Here is a 2,657-nt window from a genome sequence, read left to right on the forward strand (position 1 = left end):
GGGCGCTGGCCGAGACGCCGGTGGTGAGCGCGGTGGGGCGGCGGCTGGAGACGGTGCTGCCCGAACTCGCCGACGGCCGTCGCGTGCTGCTGCTGAGCACCGACGAGCACACCCCGGCGCTGCTGGCGGAACTGCTGGCGCGCAACGGTTTCGGTGAATCGACGGTGACGGTGCTGGAGCAGTTGGGCGGTCCGGGGGAGCGGATCGTCGCGGGTACGGCCGCGACCTGGGCGCATCCGCCCGGGGACGCCCTCAATATCGTGGCCGTGGACTGTGTGGCCGATCCGGCGGCGGTGCGCCTGAGCCGCCTGCCCGGCCTGCCGGACCCGGTGTACGGCGGCGACGGCCAGCTCACCAAATCGGAGGTGCGCGCGCTCACCATCGCCGCGCTGGCCCCCGCGCCGGGCGAGCTGCTCTGGGATGTCGGCGGCGGCTCCGGCACCATCGCCATCGAGTGGTGCCGTACGCATCCCAGCTGCCGCGCCGTCACCTTCGAACGGTGGCAGGCGCGACGGGAGCAGATCGGCGCGAACGCCACCGCCCTCGGCGTTCCCGGCGTCGAGGTGCGTGGGACGGCCCCGGGATCCTTCGCCGACCTGCCCGCACCGGATGCCGTCTTCCTCGGCGGCGGCCTGACCCAGGACGGCCTGGTCGACGCCTGCTGGGACGCGCTGCGTCCCGGCGGCCGCCTGGTCGCCAATGCCGTCACCGCCGAATCGGAGGCACTGCTGCTCACCCTGTCCGCCACCCACGGCGGCACGCTGCGCCGCATCCAGATCCACCGCGGCGAGCCCCTCGGCGGATTCACCACGTGGCGACCGCAGTTGCCGGTGGCCCAATGGTCGGTGCGCAAACCTGGCGACTGAGGTTCGCCCGCCGTACGCTGGGTAGATCCCAGCTATCGGGCGGACGTTTCGCCACCGCCCCGATGGAGGTGTCTCATGACTCGGATTCGACATCGATGGACAGGATCGGAGGCGCTGCCGGTCTTCGCCCGCACCGAACTCGGGCGGCGGTCGCGAAGAGTTCGCCACCATGCCGGTGAGGGTATCGAGGACGGTTACAACGTGCCGGGAATCGTGCTGTGCGGACTGGGTGTCGTGGCCTTGGCCCTGGCGCTCACGGCGGCGGGTTACGGATTCACCGGATGGGCGACGATCGCGGCGTTCAGCTGCGCGGCACTGCTGCTGTGCGGTGCCCTGTGGCTCTACGTCGAGTGGCGTCGCGACCGTCGCCATCATCCCGATCCGACCGCGCGACAGGGCCATTGACCCGCGCCCATCGTCGACCCTCGCGCGGGCGGGGGCCGGGAACCTATGCGGCCATCGGGCGGGGGTAGGGGCTGCGCATGGTGAGGTAGTGGATCTCGAGATCGCGTTCCAGGTAGTCCATGCGGTGTTCCCAGAAGTCCCGCATATGCGGCAGGGCCAGGTGCCGGTCCAGATCGGCGGCTGAGCGCCACACCTCGTAGAAGACGAAGGTGGTCGGGTCGTCGGCGAGTTCGTGGAAGTGGTACTCGAGCGCGCCGTCCTCCTCACGGGTGGGGGTGACGAAGGACAGCAGCAGTTCGCGCAGCTCCTCGACCTTGTCCGGCTTGGGGTGGGCGAAGCCGACCAGTGTGAACGGAATCCCCTCGGAAGGTACGGTGTTTGTCATACCTCGGACGCTAGCGGTGTCGGAGGTACGATGCAAACCGTACCTACGGAAGGTGGGTGGACGTGGTCGCCGACGAACCGAGCACGGCGGAACTCGACCTGGGCGCGGTACTGGCCGCCCTGGCCGACAAGCACCGCCTCGCGGTGGTGCTGGCGCTGTTGGCCGATGCCGAGGATGCCGAGCGGCATTGCAGCTCCTTCGGCCTGCCGGTCTCGAAAGCCACTCGGACCCACCACTTTCGGATACTGCGGCAGGCGGGGTTGATCCGGCAGGTCGATCGGGGCAACAGCAATATGGCGCGATTGCGCCGCGCCGATCTGGCCGAGCGCTTTCCCGGCCTGCTCGAGCTGCTGGCCGACGAGGTCGCGCGGCGGACCGCGGCCGCCCCGAACTGAAACATCGATAGGTCAACGGTATGGTGACGTGCCGTGACTCGATTGTCATCGGGTCCGGTATCAGCCATATCGGGAGACTTGATGAAGTACACGAAGTTCGCCGCCACCGCCCTGTTCGCCGCCGCCGCCACCGGAATCGCCACCGGGACCGGATACGCCGCACCGGTGGAAGCGCCCACCGCACCGCAGCCGGTCGCCGCGCAGGTGCACGGGCAGGATCAGGGCGTCGGCTACACCATCGCGCTGGCCGAGGCGGGCGACGCCATCGTCACCAGCGTGACCGGCGGGCGGTTCAGCGTCGACGCCGACGGGCAGGCCGTGAGCCTGACCAACGAATCCGGTGCGGTCGTGGCGCAGGTGCCGCTGACCGGTCAGGCCGGTGGGGAGGACGTGCGGATCGTCGCGGCCGTCGCTGACAACGGCCAGGAACTGTCGCTGACCCCCGAGGTCGGGCCGCACGCGCACGCGCGGGCCATCTCCGCACAGCAGTGGTTCTTCGCCGAATTGCAGCGCGCCGCACTCGGCGCGGCCGTGGGCGCGGTGATCGGCGGCGCCATCGGCCTGCTCGGGCTGGTCGTCTCCGCGATTCCCGGCGCCATCATCGGC

Annotated in this window: 5 protein-coding genes; 4 read left to right on the forward strand and 1 reads right to left on the reverse strand. The window is 70.4% G+C overall.

The annotated features are described in order from the left end of the window. Both cbiT and QK444_RS35330 read left to right on the forward strand, forming a co-directional pair. Positions 1-866 (forward strand): precorrin-6Y C5,15-methyltransferase (decarboxylating) subunit CbiT (gene cbiT, locus QK444_RS35325; protein ID WP_282786342.1); only part of this gene is annotated, 866 nt, incomplete at its 5' end. A gap of 75 nt (positions 867-941) precedes the next feature. Continuing rightward, complete coding sequence (locus QK444_RS35330) at positions 942-1,271, forward strand: hypothetical protein (RefSeq protein ID WP_228809709.1); 330 nt, start codon at positions 942-944, stop codon at positions 1,269-1,271. Between the two features lie 43 nt (positions 1,272-1,314). On the opposite strand, the gene QK444_RS35335 is transcribed toward QK444_RS35330, so the two are convergent. Further along, positions 1,315-1,656 (reverse strand): putative quinol monooxygenase, encoded by a 342-nt coding sequence (locus QK444_RS35335; protein WP_282786345.1) that lies wholly within the window; start codon positions 1,654-1,656, stop codon positions 1,315-1,317. 62 nt (positions 1,657-1,718) lie between these two features. Between QK444_RS35335 and QK444_RS35340 the strand changes: the two genes are divergently transcribed. Both QK444_RS35340 and QK444_RS35345 read left to right on the forward strand, forming a co-directional pair. Further along, a complete protein-coding gene (locus QK444_RS35340) occupies positions 1,719-2,051 on the forward strand; it encodes a helix-turn-helix transcriptional regulator (RefSeq protein ID WP_085996432.1) in 333 nt (110 codons plus the stop codon). A gap of 81 nt (positions 2,052-2,132) precedes the next feature. Next, on the forward strand, positions 2,133-2,657 hold a 525-nt coding region (locus QK444_RS35345; RefSeq protein ID WP_282786349.1), incomplete at its 3' end, for a hypothetical protein.

The sequence above is a fragment of the Nocardia sp. CC201C genome, assembly GCF_030010695.1.
Taxonomy (GTDB): Bacteria; Actinomycetota; Actinomycetes; order Mycobacteriales; family Mycobacteriaceae; genus Nocardia; species Nocardia otitidiscaviarum.